This window comes from Methylobacterium sp. 275MFSha3.1 (assembly GCF_900108435.1).
Taxonomy (GTDB): Bacteria; Pseudomonadota; Alphaproteobacteria; order Rhizobiales; family Beijerinckiaceae; genus Methylobacterium.
The window spans coordinates 270840-289907 of sequence record NZ_FNWP01000005.1; the positions used below are offsets into that span (position 1 = coordinate 270840).

Below are 19068 nucleotides of genomic sequence, written 5' to 3' on the forward strand. Positions count from 1 at the left end.
CTTGCGAGCGGAGCGAAGCAAACCAGGGTCGCGCCCCGCTCAATGACGTCGCGCCGCCCTGGGTCGCTTCACCGCGCTCGCGATGTCGCCGGGCTCACGCACCGAGCGCCGCGTCCAGATCCTCGATCAGGTCGGCCGGATCCTCCAGGCCGATCGACAGCCGCACCACGTCGGGTCCCGCACCCGCGGCGGTCTTCTGCGCGTCGGTGAGCTGGCGGTGGGTCGTCGAGGCCGGGTGAATGATCAGGGAGCGCGTGTCGCCGATATTGGCGAGGTGCGAGAACAGCTGCAGGCTCGACACCAGCTTGACGCCCGCGTCGTAGCCGCCCTTGAGCCCGAAGGTGAAGACGGCCCCCGCGCCGTTCGGCGTGTAGCGCCGGGCGAGCTGATGGTACCGGTCGGTCTCCAGGCCGGGATAACTGACCCACGACACCGCCGGATGCGTCGACAGGTGCTTGGCCACCGTCAGCGCGTTGTCGGAGTGGCGCTGCATGCGCAGCGGCAGCGTCTCGATCCCGTTCAGGATCAGGAAGGCGTTGAACGGCGACAGCGCCGGTCCGAGATCGCGCAGGCCCAGCACCCGGCAGGCGATGGCGAAGCCGAAATTGCCGAAGGTCTCGGCCAACACCATGCCGGAATATTCCGGCCGCGGCTGGCTCATCATCGGGTAGCGGGCGTCGCCGGCCCACTGGAACGAGCCGCCGTCGACGATCAGGCCGCCGATCGAATTGCCGTGGCCGCCGAGGAACTTGGTCGCCGAGTGCACCACGATGTCGGCGCCGTGCTCGAACGGCCGGATCAGGTACGGCGTCGCCATGGTGTTGTCGACGACGAGCGGGATGTTGTGCTTCTTGGCGATCTGCGACAGCGCTGCCAGGTCGGTGATGACGCCGCCGGGATTGGCGATCGATTCGCAGAAGATCGCCTTGGTGCGCGGCGTGATCGCCGCCTCGAACGAGGCGGGGTCGTCGTTGTCGGCCCAGGCCACCGACCAGCCGAAGTTCTTGTACGAGTGGTTGAACTGGTTGATCGAGCCGCCGTAGAGCTTATTAGACGCCACGAACTCGTCGCCCGGCTGCATCAGGGCGTGCATGGTCAGGAACTCGGCCGCGTGGCCGGAGGCCACCGCCAAAGCTGCGGTCCCACCTTCGAGCGCGGCGATGCGCTCCTCGAGGACAGCGTTCGTCGGATTGGTGATCCGCGTGTAGATGTTGCCGAAGGCCTGGAGCCCGAACAGCGACGCGGCGTGGTCGACGTCGTCGAACACGAAGCTGGTGGTCTGGTAGATCGGCGTCGCCCGCGCGCCGGTGGCCGCGTCGGGGGCGGCGCCCGCGTGGATCGCCAGCGTGTTGAAGCCGGGCATGCGGTCGGACATCGTCGGGTCTCCTCAGAGCACCCGAGCCTGTACGCACGCCTGGGAGTGCGGCGCAAGACTCTGGCGCGAAGACTCGTCCGCGACCGAGCGCGCCGCAATCCCTAGGCGTCCGGCCGGTGGCCGATGTCGATATGCGGCTGGCCCGCATCGACCAGGGCGCGGTCCACGGCCTCGATGGCGAGCAGGGTCCGGGTCAGATCCTCGGCCATGGAGATCGGCGCCAGGTCGAGGCCGCCCAGGCGCCGCGCGATGGCGTTCCGCTGGCGGGCCAGGGCGGCGCGCGCCCGGTTCAGATCCTCGATCTCGTCGGCGGTCATCCGCGCTCCTTCTCCTCGGGGTGCCTCGCCGCGCTCAGGCGCCCGGCGTCCAGTCGATGTTCGGGCGCTGGGCCAGCATGCGCTCGAAGTAGTTGGCGACGGCCTGCGCCCCGTCCGTGTGCATCATCGCGACCGGATGCGCGAGGTAGGCGCGGGCAAGATCGACCGGAATTCGGCCGCCCTGGAGCGCGCTCAGCACCTCGTCGATGAAGGCGTCGTTGGCCTCGTTGAAGTCGTTCGACAGCTTCTTGCGGTCGTTGAGGGCCTTGATCGGCATGCAGCATCCTTGTCGCGCGGAGCCGGGTCGCGCCCGGCCGGAGGGCTCGGCCCGAACCGGGCCGCGGTGGGGAAGGTTCCGGCCACGGAACCTGACGGACAGGTCCAACTGGCGTGCGCGCCCACACCGCTCGGTAACCTTCCACACACGATCCGTGGAGCGGAGTCCCGCGCTCGAGCGTTTACCGGTCATGACGACCGAAATCACGCGCTCTCATACCGTCGAGATCGTCCCGTGCCTGGACGATCCGCGGTGTTTTCGCTGGATCATCCGCAGCCGCGGCGGCGCAGTTGTGGAACACTCGCCCTACGCGTTCGTGACGCAGAACGGAGCGCGGATCTCCGGAGAGTGCTGGATGCGCGAGCATTTCGGCGACGGTCAGGTCGCGTAGGCTGCGGCCGCGACCGGCTGGGGCGGGCACGACCTTCCATGTGGTATGTGCGCGGGTGTTTCCGCGCCGCGCCGGCATGTCGATGGCAGACGATCCCGCTGGATCATGCGCCGACCGGTCCGCGTCCTCCCGCGCGACCGTCGCGGCGGCGATCAAATACAACCTTGACGATGCTCACGAGCCGTAAGGCATCGGTTAAGCATTGTTTCGCTGACCATATTTCTTTGTCAGAACTTTAATCACGCCCGACCAGTATCGCGCCGATTCTGTTTCTGACCAGGGTGCGAACGATGCTGAGCGGCGACGGAACGGTCCGGCACGACGATGCCGCGTCGCCCATGGGCGCGGTGACGTCGATCGAGGGATCCAAGGTCCATCTCGAACTCATCGTGCAGGGCGGCCGGCCCAGGGTGCGCGTCACCGTCGGCAATCTGGTCCGGATCCGTGCCGGAGAGGCGATTCTCGTCGGCATCGTCACCACGCTGTCCTCGGGCAGCGAGCGCGGGCACCGGCCGGGCGCCTACGCGAGCCTCGACCTGCTCGGCGAGATCCACGCGGCACACGGCGCGCACCGCTTCAGCCGCGGCGTGAGCTGCTACCCGGCGATCGGCGACGATGTGGAACTCCTGTCCGCCACCGACCTCCGGATCGTCCATCAGGTCTCGGCGACCGGCACGGCGGCCGTGGGCGCGCTCTACCAGGATCCCGAGACCCCGGCCTGCATTAAGATCGACGACCTGCTCTCCAAGCACTTCGCGGTGCTCGGCGCGACCGGTGTCGGGAAGTCAAGCGGCGTCACCGTCATCCTCGACGAGGTGATGCGGGCGCGACCGTCCGTGCGCGTCTTCCTGCTGGACGTGCACAACGAGTACGCCGCCAGCTTCGGCGACCGCGCGAGCGTCATCAGCCCGCGGACCCTCAAGCTGCCGTTCTGGCTGTTCAACCTCGAGGAGATCGCCGACGTCATCTACGGCGGCAGGCCGGCCGTGGACGAGGAAATCGAGATCCTGGCCGAGGTGATCCCCCTCGCGAAGAGCAAGTACGGGCAGTACAAGGAGGCGAGCGACCGCCAGATCGTGAAGCGGCCCTTCGGCAAGGGCGCCGGCTACACGGTCGACACGCCAGTCCCCTACATGCTGCAGGATCTGCTCGCGCTCATCGACGAGCGGATGGGTCGGCTCGAGAACCGCGTCTCCCGGATGCACTATCACCGGCTGATCACCCGGATCGAGGCGATCCGGAACGATCCCCGGCACGGTTTCATGTTCGACAACGCCAATGTCGGCGGCGACATGATGGGCGAGATTCTGGCGCACCTGTTCCGGCTCGATCCCGACGGGCGGCCGATGACGATCATGCAGCTCGCCGGTCTGCCGATGGAGGTCGTCGACGCCGTCGTGTGCGTGCTGTGCCGCCTCGCCTTCGAGTTCGGCATCTGGAGCGAGGGCGCCGTCCCGCTGCTGTTCGTCTGCGAGGAGGCCCACCGCTTCGCCTCGGCCGACCGGTCGGTGGGCTTCACGCCGACGCGGCGCGCCCTGGCGCGGATCGCCCGCGAGGGCCGCAAGCACGGCGTCCATCTCGGGCTGGTCACCCAGCGCCCGGCCGAGCTCGACGCGACGATCATGTCGCAATGCAGCACCCTGTTCGCCATGCGCATGACCAACGCGCGCGACCAGGCCTTTTTAGCCGCGGCCGTTTCGGACGCCGCCAACCTCCTCACCTTCGTGCCGTCGCTGGGCACCGGCGAGGTCATCGCCTTCGGCGAGGGCGTCCCGATCCCGGCGCGGATGACCTTCCGGCCGCTGCCGTCGGCCCGTCACCCGCGCAACGACGCGAGCGGCAGGGCCGCCGAGGACGACGCGACCGTCGCTGGCGCGGCCTTCGTCGGCGCCGTCGTCGAGCGCTGGCGCGGCGCCACCATGAACAAGGTCGCCGGGTACGACGGCGATCCGGCCGCGGCGGCGCGCCTCGGGCGCGAGGCGGGCTCGGACAGCCCGCACGGCGCCGCCCTCGAACAGGTGCATCGCCGCCTCCTCCGCCGCCCCCTGGAGGGCGGCGACCAAGCTCAGACCGGCGCTCAGACCGGCACACAGACTGCCAAGCCTCTGTGGCAGCAGGGCGGAGCATGAGCGAGCCCGCTTTCCCGGAGCGTCGAAATTTGCTCGAGGCCGCCATCCAGGCGCTACCCGTCGGGGTCGTGGTCCATGACGGCCAGGGTCACTGCGTCCTCGCCAACGCCGCCGCGCGCGCCCTCGGGGACAGGGCCGTCCAGGCGCTTCCCGCCGCGGCGGCCGGCGCCCGGGACGCCGGGACCGTCGAGGCAGTCGACGACCGGATGCTCGAGGTGCGGACGCGGCCGGTCGCCGAAGACCGGGACGGTTTCACGCTGACGACCCTGATCGACGTCACGCACCATCACCGGATCCAGCGGGAGCTGATCACCAAGGCCTTCATCGACGCCCTGACCGGCCTGCCCAACCGGACGATGTTCGAGCAGAGCATCGCGGATGTCCTGGCTGGGTCCGCGCCGGGGGACCGATTCGCCCTGGCCTTCATCGATCTCGACAACTTCAAGCACATCAACGACTACTACAGCCACGCCGCGGGCGATGCCCTGCTGCGCAAGGTGTCCGACCGGATCGGCGGCGCGCTGCGCCCGAGCGACCTCCTGGCGCGGATCGGCGGCGACGAGTTCGTGCTGCTCCTCGCTCCCATCACCGACGGGGACGCGGCGCTGGCCGCCGTGCGCGCCATCTCGGAGCGCCTGAAGCAGCCGTTCTTCATCGACGGGCACGAGATCTTCGCCTCCGCCTCCATCGGCGTCAGCCTCTTCCCGGAGCACGGCGACAGCTACGAGACCCTCGCCCGACAGGCCGACAACGCGATGTACCGGGTGAAGGGCGAGCTGAAGGGCGGCGTCAGCGTCTTCGACGACGCGATGAGCCAGGCCGCCACGGCCCGCATGGCCGTGGAGCAGCGCCTCCGGCTGGCGATCCGCGACCGCTGCTTCTGCTGCGCCTTCCAGCCCAAGGTCGACATGCGCTCCCACGCGGTCACGGGCGTCGAGGTGCTCCTGCGCTGGCGCGACGAGGTCGGCATGATCCAGGCGCCCGGCGACTTCATCGCCCTCGCCATCGAGCTCGGGCTGATCAACGAGATCACCCTGCAGCTCCTGGCCGAGACGGTGCGGGCGATGCCCGACATCGACGAGGTTTTCGGACCCGACGTCACCGTGAGCCTCAACATCGCCGCCAAACAGGCCTGCGACGTGCCGTTCATGACCGCCTTCTGCGCGGCGCTCGGCGAGACGGGACTCGCGGAGCGCTTCGTGCTCGAACTGACCGAGGAGGCCTTCTTCACGACGGGCCGCTTTCAGCGCGAGGTCCTGCCGAAGATCCGGGCGATCGGCGCGCGCGTCTCGATCGACGATTTCGGCGTCGGCTACTCGTCCCTCGCGGCCCTGGCGGACATCACCGCGGACGAGTTGAAGATCGATCGCTCGTTCATCACCGACATCGACAAGCGGCCGCGCAGCCAGATCGTCCTGAAGGCGATCGAGTCGCTCGGTGCGGCGCTGGGCATGACGGTGGTGGCCGAAGGCGTCGAGACCTTCGAGGAGGTCGCCTACCTGCTCGGCGCCACGCAGATCCGCTGCGCCCAGGGCTACTACTTCGCGCGCCCGCTGCTGCTCGACCAGATCCGTCAGGCCGAGCCGCCGCGCATGGCCGGGTCGCGCGGTCCGGCCGCGCGCGGCCGCGCGTCGGACCTGCGCGCGTCGGACCTCCGCGCGTCCAGCCTGATGCGGCGCGCCTGACGTCCGCGCGCGGCCGCGGTGGCGCGTCAGGCGGCCAGCAGGGGCCGCCACACGCCCGCCGCGTCCGCGGCCATGGCGCAGATGACCGCCTCGTCGATCGAGCGGCGCACCTCGACCACGTGCGGCACACCGGGAGCGAGGGGCGCCTCGACGCCGAGGTCGAATCCGTGCCGGCCGTCGCCCACGCCCGCCGCCGCGATGTCGGCGCGGTACTCCGCCGCCACCGTCACCGCCACGATTGTCCCGTCGACCACGATGTCCAGGCATACGGGGGCGTCGGGCTGCGCGGCGTCGTGGGCCCAGCCGGCCACGCGCAGCGCGCCGTCCGCGCGCAGCGCGCAGCGATCCAGCCACGCCCGCACGGCGCCCGGACGCGACGTCGCGCCGGCCCGACGGATCAGCCGCCTGCGCAGGGCGGCGAGCTGGGGACCGAGCGCGGTGCGCGGCGCGTAGGCCTGCGGACCGATCGCGCTGTCGTCCGGATCGCGGCCGTCGAAGAGCCGCCGGAGGCCGGGAGCGGCCAGGAAGCTCTCGGCCGGCGCGCCCTCCGCCAGCAACAGGTCGTGGCTGTCGAGCTCGATATGCCAGTAGGTGAGATCGATCACGCGCTCACCGCGGGTGATGCTGGTTCCGTTGACGAGGTGGCCGGCGGCGACGAACAGCCCGTCCAGCCAGACGGCGTGGTCCGGCGAGACGAGCAGGTCGCGGGCGGGGACGCCGTCGTCGAGCGCGCCGGCCCGGATGCGCACGGGCCGCTCGGTCGGCGGGGCCGACGATCCGGGATAGGTGCGGCGACCGATCCACCGGATCGGCCGATGCAGGCCCGCGGCCGTGACGACCTTGTCGCCCACCGCGAGCCGCTCGACAGCGACGTCGCCGCGGTCGGTCCTGATGGACGTGCCGGTGCAGTAGCACGGGGCGTTTCCCGGCGCCGCGGTCCCTTGAGCCGTCCCCGAGGACGATTGAGAAGATCCATTCGACCCGTTGGCGCCCGATGCAGGCGCCGTCGAACCGGAGTTCGACCCGGTCGCGGCCGGCTGCGCTCCGGCCGCGCCGGCGCCCGACCGGAGACCGGCCGTCGCCCCGTACAGGCCTGGATCCCGGCCATCCGGCGACGACACGCGGTCCTGCGGCACCGCGACCGCGTTGGGGTTGTTCGAGTAGACGCGGATATAGTCGATGCTCGAGCTGAAGCGGGTGCCCGTCGTCGCCGTGCTCTGTACGGCCAGGTTGGCCAGCAGATACATGGGGCTGTGCAGGTCGGACGGCGTCGCCTGCGAACCGACGAGCTGACCGTCCACGTAGAAGCCGATGCGATCGGCCTGCCAGTTCATGCCGTAGGTGTGATACCCGTTGGGATTGGGCATCTCGCTGTAGACTTGGCGGGTCTGCTGCCAGGTCGTTCCGGGCGGCTGCGGGTCGGTCGTGTGGATCGTGCTGTAGACGCCGCGGTCGTTGTTTCCGTAATGCTCGACGACGTCGAGTTCCTGGTGCCCGTTGGCGCTGCTCGACTGCGGGCTCTGCTGATTCGGCAGCAGCCAGAAGGCGTCCCAGGCATCGGGATTGTTGGAGAAATCCGCGCGGATCTCGAAGTAGCCGTAAGTCTGCGAGAAGTTGCCCTGCGTGCTGATGAGGCCGGACTGCCAGCTCCCCGGATAGCCGGACGCGCTCGTCCCGGGCGGTGCCGCCGTGATCGTCAGGACACCGTTCTGGACGCTGAAGGGATCGTAACCGGACCCGGAATCGAGGAACGAGGACCGGCCGAAGCCGATGTCGGAGTTGGCGTCGTACCGCCACTCGGCGCGAATATCGCGGTAGGTCGTCCCGACGCCGTTCTGCGAGATGCTGCGCGCGTTGAACTCGTCGTCGTAGGTCAGGCGATAGCCCGTCAGATCAAGCATCGACGCCGTCTCATCACCATTCTGGTTCGCCGGACGTGGCGCGCTGTCAAATCAAGATTGCCAACAAGCAATCCGCGAATAGTTAATAATGTCCTGCGAGTCGCGCGGACGAAGTGAGCATCGGCTGCGACAGGCCATCGCCAGAACGCCCGCCGGTCGCGTCGCGCCATCGAGCAGGGAAAGACGACACGGTTAAGGCTGACTAACCGTATCGGCCACGTGGCGCAAATCAGTCACGCCGCCGCGCGGCTGCGGCCGAACTGGCTGACGATCAATCGAGGCGCCGCGCGGAATGGCCGTGACGGGCTGGAGGCCCGGTGACGGCGGGGGCCTCTACCGCGTCATCGCGGCCAGCGGATCGGAACGCTGGGTGATGCTCGACCGGATGCTCGGACGTCGCCGCGCGATGAGCCTCGGGTCCGCCCCTGCTGTCGCCGTAGAGGCTGTTCAGGCAGGCGATCGGTGCCGGCCCGCAAGCCATTGCAGCCCCGATCTTCCGGGCCAGAACGTGCGTGCATTGGAAGGAGCCCGCGCAGTCGCACGCGATCGCGGGGGCAAGCGGCGATCCGATCCAGCACATGGCCTTGTCCAGGGCGACCGATGAGCGACAGGCCGCGCTCACTGCCCTCTTTGGTCGGGCCGTGCGGCCTCGCGGGTCGGCGGCACCTCACAGGATGCGCTGATTGGACAGTCCCCCGACGAGGAAGCGACTGCATCCCAGTGGATGCAGTCGCGCCCCGGATCGCGTTGCATCGCCTCAGAGGAACCCGATCGAGAACCAGGGGACGAGGATGATGGCGAGCAGCCCGACCAGCAGGGCCACGATATAGCCGACGATCGGGCGCATCCCGGCGTCAGGGTTGATCCGGCTGATGGCGCAGGCCGCGTAGTAGCCGACGCCGAAGGGCGGGGCGAACAGGCCGATGCCCATCGCGAGGATGACCACCATCGAATAGTGCACCTCGTGCACGCCCACCGCCCGCGCGATCGGGAACAGCAGCGGCCCGAACAGCACGATCGCCGGTATGCCTTCCAGCACCGAGCCCAGGATGATGAAGGCGAAGGCCGAGACGAACAGGAACCCGAGCGCGCCGCCCGGAAGGCCCTTCATCACGACGGCCAGCGTCTGCGAGAAGCCCGACTGCGTGAGCGCCCAGGCCATCCCGGTGGCCGCGCCGATGATCAGCAGGATCGCGCCGGACAGCGCGGCGGTGGTCACCAGCATCGGGTAGAGCCGCCGCCACTCGAACTGACGGTAGATCAGCAGGCCGGCCAGCGCCGCGTAGACGATACCGATGGTCGAGACCTCGGTGGCGGTGGCGATGCCCTCGACCACGGCGAAGCGGATCACGAACGGCAGCGCGAGCGCCGGGATCGCCACCAGGAAGGCGCGGCCGATGACCCGGCCGGACGGCCTGGCGACGTGGCTCAGGTCCTCGCGGCGGTAGCGCCACCAGACCAGCGCGCACAGCGTCGCGGCGAGGACGAGGCCCGGCATCAGGCCGCCGGTGAACAGCGCGGTGATCGACACGCCGGTGACCGAGCCGATGGTGATCAGCACGATCGAGGGCGGGATCGTCTCGGTCTGCGCGCCCGTGGTGGCGAGCAGCGCCACGAGGTCGCCCTCCTTGGCGCCGCGGGCCTTCATCTCGGGAAACAGCACGGGCGCCACGGCGGCCATGTCGGCGGCCTTGGAGCCGGAGATGCCCGAGACGAGGTACATGGCCCCGACCAGCACGTAGTGCAGGCCGCCGCGGACGTGGCCGAGCAGCGAGGCCAGGAAGCCGACCATGGCCTTGGCCATGCCGGTCATCTCGATCAGCAGGCCGAGGAACACGAACAGCGGCACGGCGAGGAGGATGAGGTGGCTCATGCCCTCGTCCATGCGGCCGACCACGACCATCGACGGGGCGTTGGTGGTCAGCGTGATGTAGGCGAAGGTCGACAGGCCGAACGCGAAGGCGATCGGCACGCCGGAGAAGACCAGCGCGCCGACGCCGAGGACGAAGAACAGCAGCAGGTTGAGGTTGCCCAGCCCCGCCAGCCAAGGCTGGAGGGCGGCGAGCCCACCCGCGACCGCAACGCCGAGCCCCAGCGCGCCGGCCGTCATCCGCCAATCGGCCGTTTCGAAGAGGCGGATGACGGCGACCAGCAGCATCAGGCCGAGGCCGATCGGCAAGGCAGCGGCGCGCCACGCATTGTTGAGATCGAGGGCCGGCGTCTGGACGTAGATTTCCTCGGCCGCGAACTCGTAGGCCGGGTGCAGGACGAGGCTCACGAAGATCAGGCCGGCCACCAGCGCGACTGTTTCCAGAAAGGCGCGGGTGCGGGGTCCGGTCATCGCGACGATCGCCGTCATGCGCATGTGCTCGGCGCGGCGGAAGGCGACCACGGCGCCCAGCATGGCGAGCCACAGGAACAGGATGCCGGCGAGTTCGTCCGACCAGACGAGCGGCTCATGGAAGATGTAGCGGCTCACGACGCCGGCGAGCAGCACCCCGATCTCGGCCAGCACCAGCAGGGCGGCCGGGATCTCGACGAGATGACCGAGGAACCGATCGGCGGTCCCGAGCCATGGGTGACCGCTCAGCGGGGGCCCGTGCAGGCCGTGACTGGGCGTTGCCTCGACAGAGGCGGCGGCGGCGATATCGACGTGCATGACACCCCACCCTCAACCGAGCTTGCCGGATACGGCTTCGAGGTGGCTCCAGCCGATTTCACCGAACTTCGCCTTCCAGTCCTTGTAGAAACTCGTCTTGGCGAGAGCGGCACGGAAAGGCTCGCGGTCGACATCGATGAACCTGATCCCTTTCTCTGACAGGGTCGTGCGCAGAGAGTCGCTGAGCCTGGCCACGTCCGCACGCTGATCCTGACCCGAGCGGTCGAACTCCCTGGTCACGATCGCGCGCAGGTCCTCGGGCAGCTTCTGCCAAGCGCGCTTGTTTCCGAGGATCCAGTAGCCGTCCCAGACGTGGCCGGTCAGGCTGCAGGACTTCTGCACCTCGTAGAGGCGCGTCGTGGCGATGATCGGCAGCGGGTTCTCTTCGCCCTCCACGACCTTGGTTTGGAGCGCCGAGTACAGCTCGTTGAAATTGATGGGCGCGGCCCCGGCGTCGAGGGCCTTGAAGAGCGAGGTCAGCATCGGTGCTTGGGGCACGCGAATCTTGAAGCCCTTCAGATCCTCGGGCGTCCTGATCTCACGGGTCGAGGAGGTGATCTGACGGAAGCCGTTGTCCCAGCTCTTGCAGATGGTCGTGATCGGCGTCTTGGCGATCTCGGCGCGGACATAGTCGCCGAGCGCCCCGTCCATGGCCTTCCAGACGGCATCGTAATCCTTGAAGGCGAAGCCGGTGTTGGGCAGGCTGGACGCCGGCACGAAGGTCGACAGGATCGAGTGTGAGAGGTTGAAGAACTCGACCGAGCCGTTCCGCACCTGCGACAGCAGGTCGGTGTCCGAGCCGAGTTGATTGGCCGGGAACAACTTGATGTCGACGCGCCCGCTCGTCGCCTCGCGGATCCGGTCGCACGCTTCCTGCGCCCGGACGTTGACCGGATGGGTCGGGTCCTGCCCGGTGGCGAGCTTGTAGCCGAATTCGGCGGCCTCGCCCCGGCGCGTGATGATGCCGAAGATCGGGACAGCCGCGGCGCCGGCAAGAAGTGTCCGACGGCTTATGTTGAATGTGCTCACGATGTCACTCCCTGATGATGCTCGGTGGCGCGATCCCGCCTGCTACGGTCTTTGAGATCGCCGGCCTCTGCCCATGCGTGCAGATCGCCCTTTTGCTGAGCGTTTTTATTGTTTTGATCGATTATTGAAGTCGTTAATTGTTTTCAGGCGCGCATCATCGCCCGGAGCGCGCGATGCGACCGAATGAATAGAGAAATCTTTCTACGGCACAGCATGATCGCGGACGCGGAGATCCGCGATCATCTCAATTCAGCTCAGTTATGGGTGCGATCAGTCGCTTGTTGTCGCGAGCGACGGCTGCGCCTACAGCCAACCGCGGATGCTTCGGGCCATCGCCTCGGTCGAGATGCCGTAGCGGTCGTGAAGGGTCGGCAGCGCTCCGGCGTCGAGGAACTCGTCCGGCAGGCCGACTTGACGGAAGCCGCGCTCCGGCAGGGTACCGTCGCGCATCAACAATCCCGCCACCGCCTCGCCGAGGCCGCCGACCACCGAGTGGTTCTCGGCAACGACCACGAGGCGCCCACCGCGACGGGCCTCGGCCAGGATCGTCGCCGCGTCGAGCGGCTTGATCGTCGGCACGTGCAGCACCGCCACGTCGACCCGATCCTCGCGCAGGGCCTCGGCCACCTCCAGGGCGCGCATCGTCATCAGGCCCGACGAGATCACCAGCACGTCGCGGCCATCGCGGATCGTCTTGGCCTTGCCCCACTCGAACCGGTAGCCGTACTCGTCGAGCACCAGCGGGACGTTGCCGCGCAGCAGCCGCAGGTAGACCGGGCCCTGGTGGGCGACCATCGCAGGGACCATCTGCTCGATCTCGTGCGCGTCGCACGGGTCGAGGATCGTCATGTTCGGCATGCCGCGGAAGATCGCGACATCCTCGGTCGCCTGATGGCTGGGCCCGTAGCCGGTGGTCAGGCCGGGCAGCGCGCAGGCGATCTTGACGTTGAGGTTCTCCTCCGCGATCGCGAGGCAGATGAAGTCGTAGGCGCGCCGCGCCGCGAACACCGCGTAGGTGGTGGCGACCGAGACGAACCCCTCGCGGGCGAGGCCGGCGGCCGCGCTCATCAGGAGCTGCTCGGCCATCCCCATCTGGTAGAACCGGTCAGGGTGGGCCTGCGCGAAGATGTGCAGATCCGTGTACTTGGCCAGATCCGCCGAGAGGCCGACGATGTCGGGCCGGGTCTTGGCGAGCTCCACGAGGGCGTGGCCGAAAGGGGCGGGCTTCGTGCGCTGCCCCGGGGCGGCCAGCGAGGCGATCATCGCCGAGGTCTTGGCGCCGCCGCCGACGCGCGGCGCGGGCCTCTCATATTTCGAGCGTCTCACTGCACCCTCCCCTCGTCCAGGATCTCCAGCGCCTGCGTCCACTCGGCCGGCTCGACCCGCAGGAAGTGGTTGCGCTCGCGCTCCTCGAGGAACGGCACGCCCTTGGCCATCTTCGTGTCGCAGATGATCACCCGGGGTTCGGGACCCGGATGGTGCCGGGCGGCATCGAAGGCCTTCACGAGCGCGTCGAGGTCGTTGCCGTCGACCCGCTGAACGAACCAGTTGAACGCCTCGAACTTCGGCGCCAGCGGCTCGAAGTTGAGAACCCCGTGCGAGGGGCCGTCCGCCTGCATGCCGTTCACGTCGACGATGCCGATCAGGTTGTCGAGCTTGAACGACCCGGCCGACATGGCGGCCTCCCAGGTCGAGCCCTCGTCGAGCTCGCCGTCGGAGAACAGGTTGTAGACGAAGCTCTTCGCGTTCTTCCGCTTCAGCCCCAGCGCCATGCCGACCGCGATCCCGAGCCCGTGGCCGAGCGACCCGCCGGTGATCTCCATGCCGGGCGTGTAGGCGGCCATGCCGGACATCGGCAGGCGGCTGTCGTCGCCGCCGTAGCTCGTCAGCTCGTCCTCCGGGATGATCCCGGCCTCGATCAGCGCCGCGTAGAGGGCGATGGCGTAGTGGCCGATGGAGAGGCAGAAGCGGTCGCGGCCCTCCCATTCCGGATCCTCCGGACGGTAGGTCATCGCGTGGAAGTAGCTCACCGCCAGCACATCGGAGATGCCGAGCGCCTGGGCGATGTAGCCCTGTCCCTGGACCTCGCCCATCAGCAGGGCGTGGCGGCGGATATTGTAGGCCCGGTCGGCCAGCGAGATGTTCGAACCCTCGTGGGGCCGTTCAGTTGACATGAGGTCCTCCCTCTCAGTGGATCAGCATGCCGCCATTCACGTCGATCACCGCGCCGGTGATGTACGCGGACAGGTCGGAGGCCAGGAACAGGCAGGCATTGGCGACGTCGTCGGCGACGCCGAGGCGGCCGAGCGGGATGCCCTTGGCGATCTCGACCTTCAGCTCGGGGGTGAGCTTGTCGCCGGTGATGTCGGTCTGGATCAGACCGGGGGTGACGGAATTGACCCGGATGCTGTCAGCGCCCAGCTCGCGGGCCATGGCCTTCTGCAGGCCGAGGACGCCGGCCTTCGCCGCGGAATAGTGCGGGCCGCCGAAGATGCCGCCGCCGCGCTGGGCCGAGACCGACGACATGCAGACGATCGAGCCGGATTTCTGCTTCCGCATCTGCGGGACCACGGCCTGGCTCATGTAGAGCGTGCCGCGCAGGTTGACGTCGGTGACCGCGTCGTAGTTCTCCGGTCCCACATCCATCAGCTTGAGCGGCTGGGTGATGCCGGCGTTGTTGATCAGCACGTCGATCGAGCCGAGGCGGGCGATCGTCTCATCGGCGGCAGCTTGGCATGCACCCCGGTCGGTGACGTTGCAGGCGAGGCCGAGATGGCCGTCACCGAGGTCGCGGGCGGCCGCCTCGGCCTGGCCGGCGTCGAGGTCGAGGATGACGACGCGGGCGCCCTGCTTCGCGAAGAGCCGCGCGGTGGCCTTGCCGATGCCGCGGGCGGAGGCCGCCCCGGTGATCACGCAGACCTTGTTCTCGAGAAGCATGTAGACCCTCCCTGCAAACCGGCCGAACCCGGCTTCTTCTGCGATGGGAGGCGGAGAAAGCGTGGCATGAAGCCAGCTCACTCTCTCGGGCCGCGCTCTGACGGGCGTCAGCGTCCGAGCCGTTTCCTCGCGTCCTATCGTTGACGCCCTTATGGCTGCCCGAGAGGCAATGAACAAACGCGAAGATTGCATTCAAACATGAATGAAATTCATTAAATGCTATTCCAGCTCCGAGCTCGGCGATACAGACAGTTCTCTAGTGAGCCAGCGCGCGAAGATCCTCAGAGGTTCGCGCCGTCGCGATGATGGCGGAAAGACGAGATGGTGACCGGTGTAGTGGATATCCACTGACCGACCTGCAAGCGGTGCCACGAGGCGTCCGATCGTCATTTCCCGTTCCGCGAGACGTGTCGACTCCAGGGCGACGCCGAGGCCGTCGGCCGCTCCGGTCAATGCCAGGAAGCTGCGGTCGAAGCGCAAGGCTGCGGATGCCGGCGCCGTCAGGCCGTTCTTGTCGAACCAGTGCGGCCAGCGCACCAGTTTCGTGTCGCTCTGGATCAAGGGATGCCGGAACAGATCGGACGGCTTCTTGATCTGCTCTGCTCGCGACGGGTCGCAGAGCGGTGTCACCGTTTCAACGCCGAGAGGCATGCGCAGCAAGCCCTCGCCCCGCGGGGGGCCGTAGACGATATCGGCATCGAACTCGTCGTTGGTGAAGCGCGCGTAGTCCATGCCTGCGGCCAGTCGCACCTCCATCCCAGGATGGTCGCGCAGAAAACCCGACAGCCGGGGCGTCAGCCACTGTGCGGCAAAGCTCGGGGCGCAATGCAGGCGCAGCAATTGCGAGCCGCGCGTCGAGATCATGTCGAGCCCGCGATGCAGCTCGGCGAAAGCCCGGCTGACGTGGTCGAGGAGCGCCTCTCCCGCTGTCGTTGGCGCGATACCCTGCCCGACGCGCTCGAAGAGAGGCACGCCGAGCGACTCCTCGAGCTTGCTCATGGCGTGGCTGACGGCGCTGGCCGAGAGATTCAGCTCGCCGGCAGCCTCCTTGAAAGAGCGACGTCGCGCCGCTGCCTCGAAGATGCGGAACGCGGACAAAGGAAGATCCGAAGCCATGACGCTATCTTAAAGTCTCCAGATCTATGAGGATATTATATCGCCTATTTTCGAGCGGTTTTATTACGATGCTTGATCTTATTGCGCTGACTGCATCCGCGACAATGAATAACGCGTCACGATGCCCTGCCCGCTTTATAACCGGTCGCATTCTGGATTGAAGTCTAGGCATTCCATAGGGGCACCTCCCGCATGAGATGATGCGCCGGTGTCTGGTCGAAGCAACACCTATCGGAGCGCTTCCCCTTCTGTCCGCGCGGGGAACCAGCGCGCATCGGTCCAATCAGCAGGATCGAACCGGAGGCAGCACGTCCGCTTCGAGACGAAAGCGCGACATCCGATTGCCATCCTGAGCAGACAATCAGGACCGGCTCCGGCAGCCCGACACGGTCGTCGCGTTCCTCGCACGCCCACCCTTCTGGACGCGCTTCGGATCCGGGGACCGGTCGCGCGAAAATCCATGAGGCCGTACAAGCTGGACGAGGATAGACCGGGCTGCCCCTCGAACTCGGCTCGACTGGTATCGGTGACGCTGTATTCGACGTTCTCCGAATCCGGATCCGACGACCCGGTGGCGACGCCAAGCCGACCACCTACAGGCCACGCAGGTAACCGCTCACCTGATAGAAGCGGCGTCGGTCTGAGCGAGCGTGCGGAGCCGGCAGAGGCTTGCTGGCGAGATTCGGTACATCGGCCGCGAGTCTATCGATCGTCGGCTCACCCGTCAGTGGAGATGGCGTGGTAGCCGCCGGCCATCCTGCCGATGAGCGGCCTCGCGTCGCGGCTCACACGCTGGTGACGTCGGGCGCGCTTCTGCGTCGTGAGGGGGCAAGAGCGCCCTCGATCAGTTCATCTTCCGGCGCCGGTCCTGCACCTCTTGCTGCGCAAGCTTCCGGCCCAGCGATATCAAGAGCGCGTCGGCCAGCGCTTTCAGAGCCGGATCTCGCAACTCCACAATCGCCTCCTGTGCGGCGATGGCGTGATCGGCGGCCCGGTCGAGCGCGGTTTCATCGGGGCGGCGCGTGACCTCCGCGAAAGTGCCCTCGCTCATCCGCAGTGAGGTGATGTCCACGAGGATGCCGCCACCACCGACCGGTCGCCCCTGATGATCAGCGGTGAAGCGGCCTCGCGCCAGAACCCAGCGGGTCTGACGGTCGACCGAGATGACCCTGTACTCGGTCAGGAAGGTGCTACCTTCGCTGGCGCTGCGCCGGATCAGATCGAGAACCCGCACCCGATCCTCGGGGTGTATGGCTTCGACGTATTGGGTCAGTGGAACGCCCGCCTCCGCCTGCTGCGGGTCGACATCGAAGAGCAGCGCCACGAAGGCGTCCGAGCGCGCGCAGTCCGTCGCCGCGTCCCACTCCCACTGGCCGATGACGTCGAGTTCATCGAGCGCCGACTGAAATGCCTTCGGACACGTCTGACCGCCAAGGGATCGGGGCTTCGGCACGCCGTACCTGCTCTCGCTGTTCGCTCACACCCATGTGACCTGTCGCACGACACAACCACAAAGGGCAAGCTTTGCGCTAGCACAACCGTTGCGCTTCACACTCATTCAAATAGAATTTGAAACGGTATAACAGTGTACACGGCGCGTGCGGGACGCCGAGACGGAGGCCTATGAGCAGCAAGACGCCGCCCCCCAGCGCCCTTCACCACGAGGAGGACTGCGGGGTCTCGACGCTTCGGCAACAGAGGACGGAACGGCTCCTGAGTCGTATCGCGGAAGCGGTGCAGGTGCCGCCCTCTGCGTTCTACAGGCCACCGAACGCCGTCGATGCGGGAGCGTCCGCCGCGGCCATTCCGGTGGCCCCGGTCGCCAGCGACGCTGAGTGCGCGGAGTTGCTGGCCGCTTTCAACCTGGTCCGTGATCCTGAGGATCGACGCAGGCTCCTGGAACTGGTGCAGAAGACCGCCGAGCGCGCCTGAGGCTGAACAGCCGGCCCTCCGCCCGGTGAGCCGATCGGGGCGTGGCGACGTGGAATATGCGACCGCCTCAGAATTCGATCCGATCGGCCGCCTTCCCGAGCGCCGGCGATGGGCTGCCTATCCAGCTGGTGCGGCCATTCTCGTACAGCCGGCCCCACGCGCGCCGCCCGCCCGGCGCGAATATCACCTGAAGCTTATGGTCGAGGCAGTCGTGGACCTTGCACACGTCAGCGAGCAGGTAGGTTTCGCCGTCCGCCGTGATTTCTCTGGAAGGTTGGGACGGTCCGTTCAATGTGCGGCTATAGGCCGCCACCCACTTCGGCACTGAAGGACCACTTCTCAGCATCGCGTCGTAGACGCGCTCGTAGTCGGGTCGGCGCAGCAGCTCGAACAGGTAGACGCCCGCAGCAGCGGCCGGTCCGACAGCGACGAGACTGAGTACAGCGAAGACTGTGCGCATAGGAATGAGAATAGCTCAGCCGCTGGCGCCGGCAACTGCTGGACCCAACACATCAGGTTTGGCAATATGGTCCGCGGTATGCGACACCCGCTCCGGCTCTTCCAGAGCATCATCTTCTGCCCCGCCGACACCGCCGCGCGGGGCTATTGTGGATTCTGCTCTTCAGACGCGCTCTCAGGCTGTTAGGGTCCCGATTGGGGCTGATGTTCGGGTGGGTGGGGATGAGCCCTGCCCGCGAGCCGTATCCGTCCGACGTTTCCGATGAGGAGCGGGCGCCGGTCGCGCCCGAACTGACGCTGCCGCGCGAGGATGCCGGTCAGCGCGAGCATGCGTTGCGGGAGGTGTTCAGCGCGCTGCGCCACGTCGTCAGGAGCGGCTGCCCGTGGCGGCTGAGGCCGCACGACCTGCCGCCCCGGTTTGCCGTGTATCGGCAGGCGCAGCGCTGATTATCAGGTGGCTGCTTCGAGCAACGGGCCGAGGATCCGCGCGCGGTGCTGCACCTCGCCGCGGGTCGGGCGCTGGACCCGACCGCAACCATGCTCGACGGCCGGACCTCGCGCTCCTCGCCCGAGAGCGGCGAAAGAGCGGGCTACAATGGGGCCAAGCGCGAGAAGGGCTCGATGCTGCGCATGGCGGTGGAAACCCTCGGCCCTCTCCTGACGCTGCACGTCACTTCAGAATCAACCCTTGGGCGACTCGACGTGTCTCAGTTCCATGAAAAGTATAGTCGCCGGCAACGCGCGTCGTTATATTTCTGTTCACTTCGGTAATTTAATTTCTGCATTGTTTCCGAGTCGAGCTTGATCAATTTCGAGCGCCGTTGTCCATGAGCCCGCCGAAAAAGCGGCGCGTTGAGTCAG

At 67.7% G+C, this 19068-nt stretch carries 16 protein-coding genes and 1 pseudogene; 5 read left to right on the forward strand and 12 right to left on the reverse strand.

Annotated elements, in window-relative coordinates; all coding sequences use genetic code 11:
* Positions 1 to 94: 94 nt before the first annotated feature.
* From BLW78_RS07695 to BLW78_RS07705, 3 genes are all read right to left on the reverse strand, one after another.
* The gene (locus BLW78_RS07695; RefSeq protein WP_020091369.1) at positions 95 to 1375 is read right to left on the reverse strand and encodes an O-acetylhomoserine aminocarboxypropyltransferase; all 1281 of its coding nucleotides are present in this window, start codon (positions 1373 to 1375) and stop codon (positions 95 to 97) included.
* Positions 1376 to 1476: 101 nt separating this feature from the next.
* Positions 1477 to 1692, reverse strand: coding sequence for a hypothetical protein (locus BLW78_RS07700; RefSeq protein ID WP_056522126.1), 216 nt, complete (start codon positions 1690 to 1692; stop codon positions 1477 to 1479).
* A 34-nt stretch (positions 1693 to 1726) separates the two neighbouring features.
* Entirely contained in the window at positions 1727 to 1969 is a 243-nt protein-coding gene (locus BLW78_RS07705; protein WP_020091367.1) for a hypothetical protein, read from the reverse strand.
* Between the two features lie 190 nt (positions 1970 to 2159).
* Here BLW78_RS07705 and BLW78_RS07710 point away from each other — a divergent pair, with 190 nt between their 5' ends.
* From BLW78_RS07710 to BLW78_RS07720, 3 genes are all read left to right on the forward strand, one after another.
* On the forward strand, positions 2160 to 2360 hold the full coding sequence (locus tag BLW78_RS07710) for a hypothetical protein (RefSeq protein WP_056522129.1): 201 nt from the start codon (positions 2160 to 2162) through the stop codon (positions 2358 to 2360).
* A 290-nt stretch (positions 2361 to 2650) separates the two neighbouring features.
* Complete coding sequence (locus BLW78_RS07715; RefSeq protein WP_091678165.1) at positions 2651 to 4489, forward strand: ATP-binding protein; 1839 nt, start codon at positions 2651 to 2653, stop codon at positions 4487 to 4489.
* Positions 4486 to 6174 (forward strand): putative bifunctional diguanylate cyclase/phosphodiesterase, encoded by a 1689-nt coding sequence (locus BLW78_RS07720; RefSeq protein ID WP_091678168.1) that lies wholly within the window; start codon positions 4486 to 4488, stop codon positions 6172 to 6174. The genes BLW78_RS07715 and BLW78_RS07720 overlap by 4 nt, the downstream gene beginning before the upstream one ends.
* Before the next feature lie 26 nt (positions 6175 to 6200).
* On the opposite strand, the gene BLW78_RS07725 is transcribed toward BLW78_RS07720, so the two are convergent.
* From BLW78_RS07725 to BLW78_RS07760, 8 genes are all read right to left on the reverse strand, one after another.
* Positions 6201 to 8075, reverse strand: coding sequence for a Hint domain-containing protein (locus tag BLW78_RS07725; RefSeq protein WP_091678170.1), 1875 nt, complete (start codon positions 8073 to 8075; stop codon positions 6201 to 6203).
* A gap of 757 nt (positions 8076 to 8832) precedes the next feature.
* Positions 8833 to 10734 carry a TRAP transporter large permease gene (locus tag BLW78_RS07730; protein ID WP_091678173.1) on the reverse strand — a complete coding sequence of 634 codons (1902 nt, stop codon included), beginning with the start codon at positions 10732 to 10734 and terminating at the stop codon, positions 8833 to 8835.
* A 12-nt stretch (positions 10735 to 10746) separates the two neighbouring features.
* Positions 10747 to 11763, reverse strand: a complete 1017-nt coding sequence (locus tag BLW78_RS07735; RefSeq protein WP_091678176.1) for a TRAP transporter substrate-binding protein — start codon at positions 11761 to 11763, stop codon at positions 10747 to 10749.
* 303 nt (positions 11764 to 12066) lie between these two features.
* Positions 12067 to 13089 carry a transketolase family protein gene (locus BLW78_RS07740; RefSeq protein ID WP_091678179.1) on the reverse strand — a complete coding sequence of 341 codons (1023 nt, stop codon included), beginning with the start codon at positions 13087 to 13089 and terminating at the stop codon, positions 12067 to 12069.
* On the reverse strand, positions 13086 to 13937 hold the full coding sequence (locus tag BLW78_RS07745; RefSeq protein WP_056522141.1) for a transketolase: 852 nt from the start codon (positions 13935 to 13937) through the stop codon (positions 13086 to 13088). Before BLW78_RS07745 ends, BLW78_RS07740 begins: the two co-directional genes overlap by 4 nt.
* A 13-nt stretch (positions 13938 to 13950) precedes the next feature.
* On the reverse strand, positions 13951 to 14700 hold the full coding sequence (locus BLW78_RS07750) for an SDR family NAD(P)-dependent oxidoreductase (RefSeq protein WP_091678182.1): 750 nt from the start codon (positions 14698 to 14700) through the stop codon (positions 13951 to 13953).
* Between the two features lie 219 nt (positions 14701 to 14919).
* The gene (locus BLW78_RS07755) at positions 14920 to 15816 is read right to left on the reverse strand and encodes a LysR substrate-binding domain-containing protein (RefSeq protein WP_091678186.1); all 897 of its coding nucleotides are present in this window, start codon (positions 15814 to 15816) and stop codon (positions 14920 to 14922) included.
* A gap of 844 nt (positions 15817 to 16660) precedes the next feature.
* A complete protein-coding gene (locus BLW78_RS07760; protein ID WP_091678189.1) occupies positions 16661 to 17269 on the reverse strand; it encodes a PAS domain-containing protein in 609 nt (202 codons plus the stop codon).
* Between the two features lie 170 nt (positions 17270 to 17439).
* Here BLW78_RS07760 and BLW78_RS07765 point away from each other — a divergent pair, with 170 nt between their 5' ends.
* Positions 17440 to 17748, forward strand: a complete 309-nt coding sequence (locus BLW78_RS07765) for a hypothetical protein (protein WP_091678191.1) — start codon at positions 17440 to 17442, stop codon at positions 17746 to 17748.
* A gap of 67 nt (positions 17749 to 17815) precedes the next feature.
* Here BLW78_RS07765 and BLW78_RS07770 read toward each other — a convergent pair whose 3' ends face one another.
* On the reverse strand, positions 17816 to 18208 hold the full coding sequence (locus tag BLW78_RS07770) for an Ivy family c-type lysozyme inhibitor (protein ID WP_091678193.1): 393 nt from the start codon (positions 18206 to 18208) through the stop codon (positions 17816 to 17818).
* A gap of 221 nt (positions 18209 to 18429) precedes the next feature.
* Between BLW78_RS07770 and BLW78_RS07775 the strand changes: the two are divergent.
* A pseudogene (locus BLW78_RS07775) lies at positions 18430 to 18882 on the forward strand (transposase); the annotation flags it as partial.
* Positions 18883 to 19068: the final 186 nt, after the last annotated feature.